Here is a 14898-nt window from a genome sequence, read left to right as displayed (position 1 = left end):
GCATCCGTCGTAGCCTGAGAGGACCATGCGCTTCGGAACCCTCGACTTCACGCCCGCACTCGACTCCCCCGCGCTGCTCGCCGCGCCGACCGCAACGGCACTCGCCGGCCTCGGCGGGTCGGCGACGGATGCCCCGGGCGCGCTCGTCGCCGCGATCGACCCGTCACTCGCCGACACTGCCGCCTTCTGCGAGCACTACGAGATCTCCATGGCCGACGGCGCGAACTGCGTGATCGTGCAGGCCCGCCGCGGGGAACGCACCTGGTACGCGGCGTGCCTCGTGCGCGGCTCCGACCGGCTCGACGTCAATGGCGCCGTGCGCCGCCACCTCGACGCACGCAAGCTCTCCTTCGCCCCCATGGACGCGGCCGTCGAGCTGAGCGGCATGGAATACGGCGGCATCACCCCCGCGGGCCTGCCCGCCGACTGGCCGATTCTCATCGACCCCTCGGTCGCGGAGCACGACCGGCTGATCGTCGGCAGCGGCATCCGCGGCTCGAAGCTGCTCGTGACCGGCGCGTTCCTCGCGTCGCTGCCCGCCGCCCAGGTCCTGCCGATCGCGCAAACCGCCTGAGCCGCTCGCGGCGACCGGCCGGTACCGGAACCCGGCGCCAATGGAGAACGGCCCTCGCCTGGAGATCTCATCCAGGTCGGGGCCGTTGTCAGGTGGTGCGCGAGGGGGGACTTGAACCCCCACACCCTTGCGAGTACTGGCACCTGAAGCCAGCGCGTCTGCCAATTCCGCCACTCGCGCACGTGTGGAGCACCGAGGTGCTTCCAACCAAGCGAGACTAACATCTCACCGTCGGCAATGCCATTCGAGGCCGGCGGATGCCTCGCGGCGACGGTCCGTTCCCGACCCTTGGTGATTCCTCCGAGTCTGGTTCCCACGTCGCGCTGGCCTGCCGCGCGGGAATAGCATCGAGCAGCGGGTTTCGGTGCCCCCCGACCGACGCGACGAAAGGACCGCCCGTGACCTCGCGCGACTCCCCCATGAACGATTCCTCCAACGCCTCCCTTCTCCGCGACATCCGCGGTTACCTCTTCGACCTCGACGGCGTGCTCACGCCGACCGCGACGGTGCACATGCACGCCTGGGCGCGCCTCTTCACGCCGTACCTCGAGCAGCATGGCGCCGCGCCGTACGAAGAGTCCGACTACTTCTCGTACATCGACGGCAAGCCCCGGTACGACGGGGTGCGCAGCCTGCTCGAGAGCCGTGGCATCCAGGTGCCCGAAGGTGACGTGACCGACGCTCCCACCGAAGACACCGTGCACGGCCTCGGCAACCGCAAGAACGAGGCCTTCAACGAGACCCTCGCAGAAGAGGGCGTCGCCGCCTACCCGGCGAGCGTCGCCTTCCTCGACGCAGTGCAGGCCGGCGGATGCCTCGTGGCCGTCGTCTCGAGTTCGAAGAACGCCCCGTCGGTGCTGGCCGCGGCAGGGCTCGCCGATCGCTTCGAGGTCGTCGTCGACGGGGCGGTCGCGGCACGCGACGGCATCCCCGGCAAGCCGGCCCCCGACACCTTCGAGCGCGCCGCCGAGCTGCTCAGCCTGCCGACCACGGCGTGCGCGGTCGTCGAAGACGCCGAGTCCGGCGTGAAGGCCGGCGCGGCAGGCGACTTCGGCGTGGTCATCGGGGTCGATCGCGGCGTCGGCCGCGACGTGCTCGTCACCCTCGGCGCCGACATCGTGGTCGACGAACTCGACGAGCTGATCCCCCAGCTTCCGAAGAACGACTCCCCCGCGAACACCACCCCCCGAGAGGAACGCGAATGAGGTTCGCCGACCACGACCCGCTGAACCGCACCCGGTTCCCCATCGACGAGTGGGCGCTCGTCGAGACCGAGTTCGGCGAGGCCGACATGGGCCGCACCGAGACGCTCTTCGCCGTCGGCAACGGCTACCTCGGCCTCCGCGGCAACGTCGAAGAGGGCCGTGACGGCCACGTGCACGGCACCTTCGTGAACGGGTTCCACGAGACCTGGCCCATCAGGCACGCTGAAGAGGCGTTCGGCTTCGCACGGGTCGGGCAGACGATCGTGAACGCGCCCGACGCGAAGGTCATCCGTCTCTACGTCGACGATGAGCCGCTCGTGCTCACGGTCGCCGAGATCCTCTCCTACGAGCGCCGACTCGACTTCCGCCTGGGCGCACTGAGCCGTTCGATCGTGTGGCGCACCCCGTCGGGCAAGCGCGTGCTCATCACGAGCCGGCGCATGGTGAGCTTCACCGACCGGCACCTCGCGCTGATCGACTACGAGGTCGAGATGCTCGACGCCGACGCAGCGGTCACCATCTCGAGCCAGATCCTGAACCGTCAAGACGGTCGCGACGAGTACCGCTCGGGCGTGCCAGAGGCGGTCGGCACCTTCGACCCCCGCAAGGCCGAGATGTTCAACGAGCGCGTGCTGCAACCGCGGGTGAAGCGCGCCGAGAACGGCCGCTACGTGCTCGGGTACCAGACCACGAACTCGGGCATGACGATCGCCGTCGGCGCCGAGCACCAGATCGCGACCGAGAACGAGTACAGCGAGTCGAGCTCGATCGGCGACGACCTGGCCAAGCACACCTACCGGGTGCAGGCCAGGCAGGGTCACCCGATCCGCGTGACGAAGACGATCAGCTATCACACGGCCCGCACGGTGCCGACGCGAGAGCTCGTCGACCGGTGCGATCGCACCCTCGACCGCGGGGTCGAGCAGGGCGTGGCGGCGCTGTTCTCGCAGCAGCGCACCTGGCTCGACGATTTCTGGGCGCGTGCCGACGTCGAGATCGAGGGCCAGGCGTCCCTGCAGCAGGCGGCCCGCTGGAACCTGTTCCAGCTCGCGCAGGCCACCGCGCGCACCGACGGCGACGGTGTCGCCGCCAAGGGCGTGAGCGGTTCCGGGTACGGCGGCCACTACTTCTGGGACAGCGAGGTCTACGTCCTCCCGTTCCTCAGCTACACGGCCCCGATCGTCGCGCGCAACGTGCTGCGATTCCGGCAACGGATGCTTCCTGCCGCCCGCGCCCGCGCGCAGGAGCTGAACCAGCTCGGGGCCCTGTTCCCGTGGCGCACGATCAACGGGCAGGAGTCGAGCGCGTACTACGCCGCCGGCACCGCGCAGTACCACATCGATGCCGACATCTCCTACGCGCTGTGCCAGTACGTCGCCGCGACGGGCGATCAAGACTTCTTGGGTCGCGGCGCGATCGACATCCTCGTCGAGACGGCCCGCATGTGGGAGGACCTCGGCTTCTGGCGGTCGAACAACACCGATGACATCTTCCACATCCACGGCGTCACCGGCCCCGACGAGTACACCACGGTCGTCAACGACAACCTCTACACGAACGTGATGGCGCGGGCGAACCTCGCCGCCGCGGCATCCGCCGTCGACAACCTGCAGGTGCTCGACCCCATCGCCTACCACCGCCTCGTCGAGCGGCTCGAGGTGACGCCCGCCGAGGTCGCGGGCTGGCGGCGGGCGGCGGCGCACATGCACATCCCGTTCGACGAGCAGCTCGGCATCCACCCGCAGGATTCGCAGTTCCTGCAGAAGGAGCTGTGGGACCTCGAGAACACCCCCGAAGACCGCCGACCGCTGCTGCTGCACTACCACCCGCTCGTCATCTACCGCTTCCAGGTGCTGAAGCAGGCGGACGTCGTGCTCGCCCTCTACCTGCAGGGCGATCGATTCTCGACCGAGGCGAAACGTGCCAACTTCGAGTACTACGACCCGCTGACCACCGGCGACTCCACGCTCTCGGCGGTCGTGCAGTCGATCATCGCGTCCGAGGTCGGCTATCACGAGCTCGCGCTGCGCTACTTCCGCTCGGCGCTGTTCGTCGACCTCGCCGACCTGCATCACAACGCGGCCGACGGCGTGCACGTCGCATCGACGGGCGGTGTCTGGAGCGCGCTCGTCTCGGGCTTCGGCGGGTTCCGCGACCACAAGGGCGCCTTCACCTTCGACCCGCGGTTGCCCGACGGTTGGCCGAAGCTGACGTTCCGCGTGACACTGCGCGGCACGCGGCTGCGCGTGACCCTCGAACCCGAGACGATCACGTTCGCGGTCGAAGACGGGGCCGAGGCGCGGGTTCGGGTACGCGGGGTCGACGTGACCGTGACGAGCGGCACGGATGTCTCCATTCCGCTTGAAGGCCAGGGTCCGCGGCTCTACGGAGCACCCACGATGCGCGACGTCGCCGGCTCGCGTCGTTCCGACGGAACCCTGCTGACCGCGTCGATCCCGACGCTCTCGCTCGACGTCGACGAGGCGGATTCGACGATCCAGATCGACTGATTCGCGAGTCTTCACAGCCCTTCGGGCTACCATGTCACAGTCACGGCTGAGCCGGAGCGCAACTGGAACGGGAGACCTGTGGGCCTACTGGACAACTTCGAGAAGGGTCTCGAGCGAGCCGTCAACGGCGCGTTCGCGAAGACCTTCCGCTCGGGGCTGCAACCCGTCGAGATCACCTCCGCCCTCAAGCGGGAGATCGACACGAAGGCTGCGGTCGTCTCACGCGACCGCGTGCTCGTGCCCAACAGCTTCGTCGTGCGCATGTCGCGCGACGACCACGTTCGCATGGCGAGCCTCGGTCCGGCACTCACCGACGAGCTCATCGACCTCGTGCAGAAGCACGCAGCGAGCCAGCGTTTCCAGTTCGCCGGCGGCATCACCATCGCGCTCGAACCCGACGACGGCCTCGCCGTCGGCATGGTTCAGGTCGATTCGCAGAACGTGAAGGGCCAGGTCGCCTGGACCCCGGTGCTCGAGGTGAACGGCAAGCGCTACCCCATCCTCAAGGGCCGCACGGTCATCGGCCGTGGCAGTGAGGCCGACATCACGCTCGACGACTCCGGCGCCTCGCGCCGGCACGCCGAGGTGCAGTGGGACGGCAGCCGTGCGCGCGTGCGCGACCTCGGCTCGACGAACGGCAGCCAGCTCAACGGTTCGCCCGTGAAAGAGGCGATCCTCGAACCCGATTCGGTGATCACCATCGGTCGCTCCCGCATCGTCTTCCGGGTGCTCGCGCAGGCGTCGGGGGGCGGCGGCAGCGACGCGCGCCGACGCGCGGACCCTGCCACCGAACGACACGACATGGGCGGGTTCTGGGGGCCCGGCGAATGAGCGAACTGACCCTCCTCGTCCTCCAGCTCGGCTTCCTGCTGCTGCTCTGGGTGTTCATCTTCGCGATCGTCTACGCACTGCGCAGCGACCTGTTCGGCCAGCGCGTGCGAAAGCTGCAGCCCGATTCGGCAGCCGTTGCCGCACCGGCGGCCGCGTCCGCGTTCCCGAGCTCCCCGGTCTCTGCGTCCGCTGCAGCGCCCACCGCGGCGGTCGCCCAGGCGCCCGCGGCATCCGCCGGCGGCAATGGAGAACTCGCCTCGAGCGAGAACGCCGCCCGCCTCGTGATCACGAGCGGCACGAAGAGCGGCGCCGAATTCCCGCTCGGCCACGACGAGATCACGATCGGCCGGTCGAGCGATTCGGCGATCATCATCCGCGACGACTACACCTCCACCCATCACGCCCGCCTCATGCAGTGGAACGGCCGCTGGATGATCCAAGACCTCGATTCGACCAACGGCACCTTCCTCAACGGCTCCCGAGTGACCGTGCCGACCCCGATCCCGCTCGGAGCCACCGTCAAGGTGGGAGCGACGACGTTCGAGCTGCGGCGGTAGCCCATGGCGACGGTGAAGGCGAGCGCAGCGGTCTCGCATGTGGGGCGCATCCGCTCGAACAACCAGGATTCCGGCTACGCGGGGCGCCGGCTGTTCGTCGTGGCCGACGGCATGGGCGGACACGCCGGCGGTGACGTCGCGAGCGCGATCGCGACGCGCCGCATCGCCGACGCCGACGTCGACTACGACAGCACGACCGAAGCCGCCGCGGCCCTCGAGGGTGCCCTGATCGCCGCCAACCGGCAGCTCGCCGCGACCGTCGCCGACCACTCCGAACTCACCGGCATGGGAACGACCGTCAGCGCGGTGCTGCTCGTCGGCGACCGTGTCGTCATCTCGCACATCGGCGATTCACGCATCTACCTGCTGCGATCGGGCGAGCTCAGCCAGATCTCGACAGACCACACCTTCGTGCAGCGACTCGTCGACGCCGGCCGCATCACCGCCGAAGAGGCGATGGTGCACCCGAGACGCTCGGTGCTGATGCGCGTGCTCGGCGACGTCGAGGCCTCGCCTGAGATCGACGCGATGGTGCTCGACGCTCGTGCCGGCGATCGCTGGATGCTCTGCTCAGACGGGCTGTCGGGTGTCGTCTCCTTCGATGACATCCACGAGTTCATGTCGGCCGAAGCCGGCGCCAAGCAGATCGCCGACCGGCTCGTGAAGGCCTCGCTCGACGGCGGCGCTCCCGACAACGTCACGGTCGTGGTCCTCGACATCGGCGAGCCCCCGGCACCGGCGACCCCGCCGCTCATCGTCGGCTCGGCGGCCGCCCCCCTCGCGTTCGGCCAGCCCGAGCCGGTGCGTGCGCGCGGTATCCGTCTCACTCCATTCCGGCCGCACCCGGTGCAGGAGACGCACTTCGAGCCCGACTCGGCCGACTACTTCGACGAGATCATCGAAGAGGATGCCCGTCGTCGTCGCCGCCGCCGATGGGTCTGGAGCTTCTGGATCGTGCTGCTCATCGGCGCGATCCTGATGACGTTCGTGCTCGGCTACCAGTGGACGCAGACCCGGTACTACGTGGGCGAATCGAACGGGCGGGTGGCGATCTTCCAGGGCATCCAGCAAGACCTCGGGCCGATCTCGTTGCACGAACTGCACACCGAAACCGCGCTCGACGTCGCAGAGCTCCGCACCTACGATCAGCAGCGGGTCGAGCAGACCATCAGCGCGGGCTCCTTCTCCGAGGCGTATCGCATCGTCCAGCGGCTGGAGGATTCCGTTGAGTGACCTGCAGGCCGGCCGCGGAACCGCCGGCGACGTCGGCCGCGAATCGAGACCCCCGACTCCCCCAGACGGCATCCGACGCATCCGGATGCCGCAGAAGCTGCGGAACCTCGAGTTCTGGCTGCTCCTCGTGGCCTGTTTCATCAATGCCGCAGCTATCGTGCTCGTGCAGTTCGGCGCACTCGGCCGAGTCGACACGCAACTCGTGCTGCTCGGTGCCGGCCTCTCGCTCCTCGTATTCGGCCTGCACATCGCGATGCGTTTCGTGGCGCGCGACGCCGACCCGTTCCTCCTGCCGGTCGCGACCGTGCTGAACGGCCTCGGCATCGCGATGATCTATCGCATCGACATCGCCGAGGGCGACGCCGGCTGGGACTCGGCCGCGGTGCGGCAGATCGCGTGGAGTGCGATCGCGATCATCTGCGCGATCGCCACGATCTTCGTGATCCGCAACCACCGCGTGCTGTTCCGGTACACCTACCTCGCCGGACTCGTCGCGATCGTCCTGCTGCTGCTCCCGCTCGTGCCCGGGCTCGGGCGCGAGGTGTACGGGGCCCGCGTGTGGATCGGCTTCGGCGACATCGCCACGTTCCAACCCGGTGAGATCGCGAAGATCGCCCTCGCCGTCTTCTTCGCCGGCTACCTCGTGCGCAACCGCGACTCGCTGTCGATGGTGGGCACCAAGTTCCTCGGCATGCAGTTCCCCCGCGCTCGCGACCTCGGACCGTTGCTCATCGTGTGGGCGTTGTCGATGGCGGTCATCGTGTTCCAACGCGACCTCGGAACAGCGCTTCTGTATTTCGGCCTCTTCCTCGTCATGCTCTACGTGGCCACGAGCCGGCTGTCGTGGGTGGTGCTCGGGCTGAGCCTCTTCATCGGTGGCGCCATCATCGCCAGCCAGACCCTCGACTACGTCGGCAACCGTTTCGCGAACTGGCTCGACCCGTTCAGCGACGAACGATTCAACGCGGACCCCGGCGGCAGCTACCAGCTCGTGCAGGGGCTCTTCGGACTCGCGAACGGCGGCCTGATCGGCACGGGATGGGGCGAGGGTCGACCTGATCTCACGCCGGTGCCGCAGAGCGACTACATCATCGCGAGTCTCGGTGAGGAACTCGGGCTGGCGGGCGTCTTCGCGATCCTCGCGCTGTACCTGCTCTTCGTCGCCCGCGGTTTCCGCATCGGCTTCGCCGGCCAGGACGACTTCGGAAAGCTGCTCGGCGTCGGGCTCGCGTTCGTCGTGGCCCTGCAGGTCTTCATCGTCGTCGGCGGTGTCACCCGCGTCATCCCGCTGACCGGTCTCACCACGCCGTTCCTCGCCGCCGGTGGTTCGTCGCTCGTGGCGAACTGGATCATCGTGGCGTTGCTGCTTCGTCTGTCCGACACGGTCCGCAACCATCCGAGGCTGGTGATCGACGGATGAACCGCGAGCTCAAGCGCGTCTCGATCGTGGCGCTGCTGATGTTCCTCACGCTGCTCGTCTCGTCGACGATCATCCAGTACGTGCAGGCGGAGGCCCTCGAGGCCGACTCCCGCAACGCGCGAACCCTCTACGAGAGCTACTCGATCGAGCGCGGCCCGATCCTCGTCGACGGCGTGCCGATCGCCTCGTCGCAGCCCTCCGACGACAACTACAAGTTCCAGCGCGTCTACGCGAACGGGCCGTTGTACGCGCCGATCACGGGCTTCATCCCGGTGAACGGCGAGGCCACCGGGCTGGAGCGGTCGCTCAACGATTACCTCAGCGGGCAGTCGTCGAGCCAGTTCTTCGACTCGCTCAACCGCTTGATCTCCGGGCAGGACCCGATGGGGGCATCCGTCGAGGTCGCGATCGACCCCGTGGCGCAGCAGGCCGCCTGGGATGCGCTCGGCGAACAGTCGGGCGCAGTCATCGTCACCGAGCCATCCACGGGCCGCATCCTCGCGATGGTCTCGAAGCCGACGTACGACCCGAACACGATGGCCGTGCACGACGACGACCAGGTCACCGCGACCTACGAGGGCCTGCTGGCCGACCCGGGCGACCCGCTCTTCAACCGGGCGACCGGCGGCGACATGAACCCGCCCGGTTCGGTCTTCAAGCTCGTGGTCGTCGCGGCCGCCCTCGAGTCGGGCAAGTACACCCCCGAGAGCCAACTGCCGAACCCGGGCACCTTCACGCTGCCCGGCACCGACTCCGTGGTGCGCAACACCGAGGGTGGCAACTGCGGCGGCGGTGCGACCGTGAGCCTCGCGACGGCGCTGCGCCTCTCGTGCAACATCCCGTTCGCCGAACTCGGCATCGAACTCGGCGACGCCGCGATCCGCGAGCAGGCCGAGAAGTTCGGCTTCAACTCGGAGTTCGAGATCCCCACCGCGACCGAGCCCAGCGTCTTTCCCCGAGCACTCGACGACGCCCAGACGGCGCTCTCGGCGTTCGGCCAGTACGAGGTGCGCGCAACGCCCATGCAGATGGCGATGGTCTCGGCTGCGATCGCCAACGACGGCATCGTGATGAACCCGAACCTCGTCGACCAGATCACCGCACCCGACTTCACTCCGTTGCAGGAGTTCGAGGGCCGTGAGTTCGGCCGTGCGATCAGCGAGGAGACGGCGAACACGATGGTATCGATGATGATCAACGGCGTCGAGAACGGGGCCGCGAGTAATGCAAGAATAGACGGCGTCAGCGTGGCCGGTAAGACAGGTACAGCGGAGAACGGCGAGAGTGACCCCTACACTCTCTGGTTCACCGGTTTTGCCCCCGCCGACAATCCTCAGTATGCGATCACAGTGCTCGTTGAGGATGGCGGGGGACTTGGCCAGGAGGGGTACGGCAATCTCGTTGCCGCACCCATCGCAAAGCAGGTACTAGAGGCGGTGCTGAACAAATGAGACCGAGCGCAGGGCTCACCTTCGGAGGGCGCTACGAGCTGCAATCGCGCATCGCGATCGGCGGCATGGGCGAAGTGTGGCAGGCCACCGACCTCGTGATCGGTCGCCAGGTGGCGATCAAGATCCTCAAAGACGAGTATCTCGGCGACCCCGGCTTCCTCGAGCGCTTCCGCGCCGAAGCCCGTCACGCCGCACTCGTCAACCATGAGGGCATCGCCAACGTCTTCGACTACGGCGAAGAAGACGGCAGCGCGTACCTCGTCATGGAACTCGTGCCCGGAGAGGCACTCTCCACCATTCTCGAGCGCGAGCACGTGCTCTCCACCGACAAGGTCCTCGACATCGTCGCGCAGACCGCGGCCGCCCTGCAGGCCGCGCACGCCGCCGGTCTCGTGCACCGCGACATCAAGCCGGGCAACCTGCTCATCACGCCCGACGGTCGGGTGAAGATCACCGACTTCGGCATCGCCCGCATCGCCGACCAGGTGCCGCTGACCGCCACCGGCCAGGTCATGGGCACCGTGCAGTACCTCTCGCCCGAGCAGGCGTCGGGTCACCCGGCTTCGCCGACCACCGACATCTACTCACTCGGCATCGTCGCCTATGAGGCGCTCGCCGGCCGTCGTCCATTCACGGGCGAGTCGCAAGTCGCCATCGCGATGGCGCAGATCAACGAGACTCCGCCAGACCTCCCGGTGACGGTCTCCGAGCCGGTGCGCAACCTCGTCTACGGATGCATCGCCAAGAACCCGGCCGATCGGCCCCAGTCGGCCGCGCATCTCGCACGTGCCGCGACGGCCCTGCGCCGTGGCGACGTGCAGGCCGCGGCTGCCGCCGTGCCCGCCGTGCTCGGTGCCGCAGGCGCGACCGCCGCGACCATGCTCATGCCGCAGGCCGGTGCCACCGCCGCGACGACGGTGCTCCCGTCGGCAGCCGGTGTCGTGACCGACGTCGACGAGCCGGTCGAAGAGAAGAAGAAGCGCAGCCCCTGGACGTGGCCGCTCATCGTGCTCATCGCACTGCTGGCGATCGTGCTCATCGGCACGATCATCGCGTTCGCGATGAACGGCGGCGCGAAGGATGCTCCGAGCACCCCGCCGAGCACGCCTGCGTCGAGCCCGTCGACACCGGCGAGCACCCCGCCGCCGACGTCCGAGGCGCCCACGAACGCCCAGGTCAATCGCGAGGACTACCTCGGCCTCACGGTCGACGAGGCGCGCGCGAAGCTCGAGGGGCTCGGCATGATCGTCAACGCCGTCGAGGGCAACCCCGCGGCGACAGCCGACGAGGCCGGCCGCGTCTACGACGTGAACCCGACCGGCAACATGAAGATCGGCTCCGAGGTCACGATCACGTACTTCGTCGACCCCGAAGCGCCGAGCGCTCCGTCTGCAGCGCCCACCGCGAATCCGAACCCGTTCACGCCCGATGACAATCCGGCGAACAAGGTTCCCGTCACGATCTCGTGGCCGGCTCAGCAGTGCCCCGCAGGCCAAGAGCTCACCGGCTACGCGGTTCAGACGACCGGTGATGCAACTGCACCGGCACCGGTCGGCCCGGGGACGCTCAGCGCGCAGGTCATGGCCGGCCAGCAGGAGTTCCAGGTTACGTTCCAGTACTTCTGCGGCCAGGTCAATTCACCGTCGTCACCGGCGCTGACCGTCACCGTCGACACGGACAACTGACGGCCGGCAGCAACGACGACGAGAGGGATGGAACCACGGTGAACGATGAAGGACGAGTGCTCGCGGGTCGGTACCGCGTCGGCGCCCTCATCGGACGCGGCGGCATGTCCGACGTGCACGTGGGCTCCGACACCCGGCTCGGGCGCCAGGTCGCGATCAAGCTGCTGAAGCCGCAGCTCGCGACCGACCCGGCGTTCCGCATGCGCTTCCGTCAAGAGGCGCAGTCGGCGGCTCGCATGGCGCATCCGACGATCGTTCGCGTCTTCGACGCGGGTGAAGAGACGGTCGTCGATGCCTCCGGCCAAGAGGTGCAGCTGCCGTTCATCGTGATGGAGTTCGTCGAAGGACGGCTCCTGAAGGACATCATCCACGACGGGCCGCTCGAAGCCGCCGCGGCCGTGCGGGTCATCGACGGCGTGCTGACCGCTCTCGAGTACTCGCACCGCGCCGGAGTCGTGCACCGCGACATCAAGCCGGGCAACATCATGATCACCACCACCGGCCAGGTGAAGGTCATGGACTTCGGCATCGCACGTGCCGTCTCCGACTCGTCGACGACGGTGGCCCAGACCACGGCGATCCTCGGGACCGCCTCGTACTTCTCACCCGAGCAGGCGAAAGGCGAGACCGTCGACGCTCGCACCGACCTGTACTCCACGGGCGTGGTGCTCTTCGAGATGCTGACCGGTCGGCCGCCGTTCCGCGGCGACACCCCGGTCGCGGTGGCGTACCAGCACGTGAGCGAGCGTCCGGTCAAGCCGAGCGTCATCAACCCCAAGGTCTCTCCCGCACTCGATGCGGTCGTGTTGCACGCACTCGCGAAGCACCGCGACCAGCGGTACCAGACGGCTGCAGAGTTCCGCGCCGACGTCGACACGGCTGCATCCGGTCGTGTGCCCGTGCACCGAGAGCCCGACCAGGCGACGATGCTCTTCGGAGCCCCGACGTCCTCGTTGTCGAGTTCCGAACTCGCCCTGCGCCAACTCGCCGAAGACGAGACGATGACCCGCACCCAGCGCCGCCCTCCGGCGATCTGGATCTGGTCGGGCATCATCGGCGTCATCGTCATCGTGATCGCCGTCATGTACTGGGCGTTCAACCTGCAGCCGACCGACGAGCTGCCGTCCAATGTCAAAGAGATCCCGGTGCTCACCGGCGCGACCTACGAAGAGGCCGTCGCAACGCTGCAAGAACTCGGCCTTCCTGCGACCCGCATCGACGAGACCAGCGAAACGGTTCCCGCCGACCAGGTCATCCGAAGCGACCCGCCCGCGGGTGAGACCGTCGATGCGGGCACCGCCGTCACCGTGTACGTCTCGACGGGCCGGCAGGCGGTCACCATCCCCAATCTGCAGAACAAGACGCTCGAACAGGCGAAGGCCGACCTCGCTGCCGCCGGGCTCGTGGCGGGCACCGAGACGAGAGAACCGTCTCCGACGGTGCCGGGCGATACCGTGCTCGGCACGACCCCTGAGGCCGGTGCATCAGTCGAGGCCGGATCGACGGTCGACTTCCGCATCTCGAGCGGAATGGTGACGCTCACTGACCTCACCGGGCAGACGCTCGCGGCGGCCTCCTCGTATCTCGCCGCAGAGAACCTGCAGCTCACCGCCGTGCCGAAGCCCGATCCCGGGTGCAAGTCGCAACCGGGCTCCCCGGTCACTCAGCAGTCGATCCCGCCCGGCGACGTGCCGCAGCATTCCTCGGTCGAACTCACCTACTGCGCTGGTTGACACTCCTCGACGGGCGAGCTCACCGAAACCCAGTCACGCGTCGAGCTCGCCGAAACCGGGCCGATCAGACCGCTGAACTCGTGGCGTTGGCCCGTACCAGCGGGCTGAGTCCAACTGCACGCTCGCGTGCTTCGGGCAGCCCCGCAACGGCGAGCCAGTTGCCGAGCATGCGGTAGCCGCCCTCGGTCAGCACCGACTCGGGATGGAACTGCACGCCGTAGATCGGTGCCGTCACGTGCCGAAGTCCCATGATCACGCCGCCCTGCGTGCGGCTCGTGACCACGAGCGAGGCGGGCACCGTGTCGTCGACGACCGCGAGCGAGTGGTACCTCGTCGCGGTGAACGGTTGCGGTACACCTTCGTAGAAGGCACTTGCGTCGTGAGTGATGCGAGACGTCTTGCCGTGCATGAGCTCTTCGGCGTTGGTGACGACGGCGCCGAACGCCTCGGCGATCGCCTGATGGCCGAGGCAGACGCCGAGAATCGGTTGGCCCGTGGCCAGTGCGGCCTCGACGATCGCGATCGACACGCCTGCGTCCGACGGCTTGCCCGGTCCGGGAGAAATCAGCACCGCGTCGTACGCGGCGATCCGCGCCGATACTTCGGCGACGTCGAACGCGTCATTGCGCACGACCTCGGTCTCCGCTCCGAGCTCCTGCAGGTAGCCGTTGAGGGTGTAGACGAAGCTGTCGTAGTTGTCGATGACGAGGATGCGGGTCATTGCTCCACCGTGACGTTGATCGGATTCAGTATGCCGTCGACCCAGGGGAACACCCAGGTAAAGAGGGCGAACACCGCTGCGGCGATCAGCAGCAGCACGAGGATGATGCGCAGCCAGACCGGTCCGGGCAGAATGCGCCAGAGGGCACCGTACATGTCAGCTCCCCCAGGTGGCGACGGTCGCCGCGATCTCGGCCGGCGGTCCGGCTGAACCCGGCTGCCACGACTCCAGCACGCCGTAGGCGATGATGCGCTCCGCCGTGGAATACAGCGGGTTGCAGCTCGTGAGCGTCACGATGCGGTCGGTCGGCGCGAGGTCGGGGTGATGCGGCACCGGCGCCAGCACGTCGACCGTCTCGGGTGTCACGTATTCGAAGTCACGGAATCGGTAGGTGTACCAGCCGTCTCTGGTCTGGATGTAGATCGCGTCGCCGAGCTGCAGCTGCTCGATCTCGTGCATGCCACCGCCGTAGGCGCTGCGGTGCGCAGCGATCGCGAAGTTGCCGACCTCGCCGGGCATCTGCGTGTCGGGGTAGTGCCCGACACCGAGATCGAAGCTGTTGAGCACGTCGAGCCCGTAGCCCTCGGCGATGTTGCGCTGCGAATCCTCGCCGAAGCGCGGTACGTACATCACCGCGAACGCCTCGCCGTTGCCGTAGTCCGTGGCGTCGACGACCGGATCGCCGTAGTCGGCCGGCGCCGGAGGTGGCGCATCTCCCTGCGTCTCGCGTGCCTGTTCGAGCCATTCGGCGCTGCGTTCGGAAGCCGCCGACGACTGCTGTCCGGCCATGATCGCGTCGTTCCACCACAGCTGCCAGCCGAGGAACAGGAGGATCAGCGCACCGGCGGTGAGCAGCAGTTCGCCGAGCACGCCGACGACGCTCACGCGGGGGCGCTGACGCTCCGACAAGCGGCGCTCACGCCGGGCGTCGGGTTGCGGCTCGGACATAGCGCTGATTCTATCCCGCATGCCATTCAG

General features: G+C 68.1%; 13 protein-coding genes and 1 tRNA gene. 10 read left to right on the top strand and 4 right to left on the bottom strand.

From position 1 onward, the window contains the following. The first annotated feature begins 25 nt into the window (after window positions 1–25). Complete coding sequence (locus AC6CH0_RS05040) at window positions 26–574, top strand: YbaK/EbsC family protein (RefSeq protein WP_498098670.1); 549 nt, start codon at window positions 26–28, stop codon at window positions 572–574. Window positions 575–667: 93 nt separating this feature from the next. On the opposite strand, the gene AC6CH0_RS05035 is transcribed toward AC6CH0_RS05040, so the two are convergent. Beyond that, window positions 668–754: transfer RNA gene (locus AC6CH0_RS05035), tRNA-Leu, on the bottom strand. Between the two features lie 239 nt (window positions 755–993). On the opposite strand from AC6CH0_RS05035, the gene AC6CH0_RS05030 reads away from it, so the two are divergent. From AC6CH0_RS05030 to pknB, 9 genes are all read left to right on the top strand, one after another. After that, the gene (locus AC6CH0_RS05030) at window positions 994–1779 is read left to right on the top strand and encodes an HAD family hydrolase (protein WP_498098669.1); all 786 of its coding nucleotides are present in this window, start codon (window positions 994–996) and stop codon (window positions 1777–1779) included. Then, the gene (locus AC6CH0_RS05025) at window positions 1776–4289 is read left to right on the top strand and encodes a glycoside hydrolase family 65 protein (RefSeq protein ID WP_498098668.1); all 2514 of its coding nucleotides are present in this window, start codon (window positions 1776–1778) and stop codon (window positions 4287–4289) included. Before AC6CH0_RS05030 ends, AC6CH0_RS05025 begins: the two co-directional genes overlap by 4 nt. Window positions 4290–4367: 78 nt before the next feature. Further along, window positions 4368–5120, top strand: a complete 753-nt coding sequence (locus AC6CH0_RS05020) for an FHA domain-containing protein (protein ID WP_498098666.1) — start codon at window positions 4368–4370, stop codon at window positions 5118–5120. Continuing rightward, window positions 5117–5677: an FHA domain-containing protein FhaB/FipA gene (locus AC6CH0_RS05015; protein ID WP_498098665.1), complete on the top strand. Its 561-nt coding sequence runs from the start codon at window positions 5117–5119 to the stop codon at window positions 5675–5677. Before AC6CH0_RS05020 ends, AC6CH0_RS05015 begins: the two co-directional genes overlap by 4 nt. A gap of 3 nt (window positions 5678–5680) precedes the next feature. Beyond that, window positions 5681–6910 (top strand): PP2C family protein-serine/threonine phosphatase, encoded by a 1230-nt coding sequence (locus AC6CH0_RS05010; RefSeq protein WP_498098664.1) that lies wholly within the window; start codon window positions 5681–5683, stop codon window positions 6908–6910. An 85-nt stretch (window positions 6911–6995) separates the two neighbouring features. After that, window positions 6996–8330: an FtsW/RodA/SpoVE family cell cycle protein gene (locus tag AC6CH0_RS05005; protein WP_498101034.1), complete on the top strand. Its 1335-nt coding sequence runs from the start codon at window positions 6996–6998 to the stop codon at window positions 8328–8330. After that, window positions 8327–9781, top strand: coding sequence for a peptidoglycan D,D-transpeptidase FtsI family protein (locus tag AC6CH0_RS05000; protein ID WP_498098663.1), 1455 nt, complete (start codon window positions 8327–8329; stop codon window positions 9779–9781). Before AC6CH0_RS05005 ends, AC6CH0_RS05000 begins: the two co-directional genes overlap by 4 nt. Further along, entirely contained in the window at window positions 9778–11466 is a 1689-nt protein-coding gene (locus AC6CH0_RS04995) for a protein kinase domain-containing protein (RefSeq protein ID WP_498098662.1), read from the top strand. The genes AC6CH0_RS05000 and AC6CH0_RS04995 overlap by 4 nt, the downstream gene beginning before the upstream one ends. Window positions 11467–11504: 38 nt before the next feature. Next, on the top strand, window positions 11505–13199 hold the full coding sequence (pknB, locus tag AC6CH0_RS04990; protein ID WP_498098661.1) for a Stk1 family PASTA domain-containing Ser/Thr kinase: 1695 nt from the start codon (window positions 11505–11507) through the stop codon (window positions 13197–13199). A gap of 64 nt (window positions 13200–13263) precedes the next feature. Here pknB and AC6CH0_RS04985 read toward each other — a convergent pair whose 3' ends face one another. From AC6CH0_RS04985 to AC6CH0_RS04975, 3 genes are read right to left on the bottom strand one after another with little or no spacing between them, the layout of a single operon-like run. Continuing rightward, complete coding sequence (locus AC6CH0_RS04985; protein ID WP_498098660.1) at window positions 13264–13920, bottom strand: anthranilate synthase component II; 657 nt, start codon at window positions 13918–13920, stop codon at window positions 13264–13266. Next, window positions 13917–14075 carry a hypothetical protein gene (locus tag AC6CH0_RS04980; RefSeq protein WP_498098659.1) on the bottom strand — a complete coding sequence of 53 codons (159 nt, stop codon included), beginning with the start codon at window positions 14073–14075 and terminating at the stop codon, window positions 13917–13919. Before AC6CH0_RS04980 ends, AC6CH0_RS04985 begins: the two co-directional genes overlap by 4 nt. Window position 14076: 1 nt before the next feature. Then, window positions 14077–14868 (bottom strand): class E sortase, encoded by a 792-nt coding sequence (locus tag AC6CH0_RS04975; protein WP_498098657.1) that lies wholly within the window; start codon window positions 14866–14868, stop codon window positions 14077–14079. Between the last annotated feature and the right edge of the window lie 30 nt (window positions 14869–14898).

This window comes from Agromyces sp. GQ35 (assembly GCF_059758475.1).
Note: the sequence above shows the minus strand (reverse complement) of the source record. Positions and strands in the feature narration are given on the sequence as shown.

What these genes read in the sequence shown, in the direction of transcription:
- AC6CH0_RS05040 (WP_498098670.1), top strand. Translation starts at nt 26, where the DNA reads ATGCGCTTCGGAACCCTCGACTTCACGCCCGCACTCGACTCCCCCGCG.
- AC6CH0_RS05030 (WP_498098669.1), top strand. Translation starts at nt 994, where the DNA reads ATGAACGATTCCTCCAACGCCTCCCTTCTCCGCGACATCCGCGGTTAC.
- AC6CH0_RS05025 (WP_498098668.1), top strand. Translation starts at nt 1,776, where the DNA reads ATGAGGTTCGCCGACCACGACCCGCTGAACCGCACCCGGTTCCCCATC.
- AC6CH0_RS05015 (WP_498098665.1), top strand. Translation starts at nt 5,117, where the DNA reads ATGAGCGAACTGACCCTCCTCGTCCTCCAGCTCGGCTTCCTGCTGCTG.
- AC6CH0_RS05010 (WP_498098664.1), top strand. Translation starts at nt 5,681, where the DNA reads ATGGCGACGGTGAAGGCGAGCGCAGCGGTCTCGCATGTGGGGCGCATC.
- AC6CH0_RS05005 (WP_498101034.1), top strand. Translation starts at nt 6,996, where the DNA reads ATGCCGCAGAAGCTGCGGAACCTCGAGTTCTGGCTGCTCCTCGTGGCC.
- AC6CH0_RS05000 (WP_498098663.1), top strand. Translation starts at nt 8,327, where the DNA reads ATGAACCGCGAGCTCAAGCGCGTCTCGATCGTGGCGCTGCTGATGTTC.
- AC6CH0_RS04995 (WP_498098662.1), top strand. Translation starts at nt 9,778, where the DNA reads ATGAGACCGAGCGCAGGGCTCACCTTCGGAGGGCGCTACGAGCTGCAA.
- AC6CH0_RS04985 (WP_498098660.1), bottom strand. Translation starts at nt 13,920, where the DNA reads ATGACCCGCATCCTCGTCATCGACAACTACGACAGCTTCGTCTACACC.
- AC6CH0_RS04980 (WP_498098659.1), bottom strand. Translation starts at nt 14,075, where the DNA reads ATGTACGGTGCCCTCTGGCGCATTCTGCCCGGACCGGTCTGGCTGCGC.
- AC6CH0_RS04975 (WP_498098657.1), bottom strand. Translation starts at nt 14,868, where the DNA reads ATGTCCGAGCCGCAACCCGACGCCCGGCGTGAGCGCCGCTTGTCGGAG.